Below are 1,109 nucleotides of genomic sequence, written 5' to 3' on the forward strand. Positions count from 1 at the left end.
GGTCTCGATCGCGAGGATGAGGTCGGTGTCGGGCGCGTCCGCGATCGGGTCCGGCGCCGCGTGGACCGGGGGGCGGAACAGCTCGAGCGCCCGCTCCGCACGCTCGCGCAGTGCCGCGCGACGCTCGCGCATGAGCTCGCCGTCGAGGTCCTCGGTCCACATGATCGACGCGTCCTCGCCGACGTCGGCGTAGTAGCCCGGCCGCACCCCGACCGAGGAGAGCCCCGCGAGCCGGTACAGCCCGATGGCCGCCGCGTTCGACGCCCGGACCTCCAGCGTCACGCGGCGCGCGCCGCGCGCCGCTGCGGCGTCGAGCAGGTGCGCGACGAGTGCCACGCCCAAGCCGGCGTGCCGGGCGCGCTCGTCCACCGCGAGGTTCATCACGTGGGCCTCGTCGCCCACGAACATCAGGCCAGCGTACCCCTCGACGCCCGCCCCGGACTCCGCCACGACCCACTCGCGGCTCTCGGGCTGCGCGACCTCCGCGAGGAACGACTCTGCGGACCACGGCGTGGTGAAGACCGCCCGCTCGATGGCGAGCACGGCGGGCACGTCCGCGCCGGTCATGGGCCGGATGCGCGCACTCATGGCGTCGCCCCCTGCGGCCCCCCGACGCCGGTCCCCGGCGTCTCGCCGCCGCCCGCGCCCGTCCGCGCGCGCTCGGCCTCCTCGGCGTCCGAGAGCCGCGTGTAGACCGGAAGAAGCGTCGCGGGGTCGCCGTCGCCCGCGTCGCCGAGAACGGCCGCGTACGCCGCGAGCAGGGCTGCGCCGGTCGGCGACCGGTATGCGGCGCCGGCGAGCGTCGCGGCGGCGCCCATCGCGTCCATGAACGCATCGGCATGCTTCGCCAGGCCGTTGCCGGTCAGCAGCACCCGCTCACCGAGCGCGGCCCACTCCGCCGCGACCGCTTCCGGACGGCACACGCGGTCCGGGCCGAGCCGCTCGCACGCGGTTCCGCAGCGGAACAGCGCCGGGTAGACCTCACCGCGCATCGCGTCACCCACGACGCCGACCAGCCCCTCGTGATGCACCAGCCGGCGGGCGACGGCATCGAGGGTGCCGACGCCGTAGAGCGGCACTCCGAGGCCGCGCGCGAGCCCCTTGGCGGT

Annotated in this window: 1 protein-coding gene; it reads right to left on the reverse strand. The window is 76.4% G+C overall.

Annotation, left to right across the window (positions count from 1 at the left end):
- Positions 1 to 588 (reverse strand): ribosomal-protein-alanine N-acetyltransferase (rimI, locus tag FDZ70_11215; GenBank protein ID TLM65297.1); only part of this gene is annotated, 588 nt, incomplete at its 3' end.
- Positions 589 to 1,109: the final 521 nt, after the last annotated feature.

The organism is Actinomycetota bacterium, assembly GCA_005774595.1.
Lineage (GTDB): Bacteria > Actinomycetota > Coriobacteriia > Anaerosomatales > D1FN1-002 > D1FN1-002.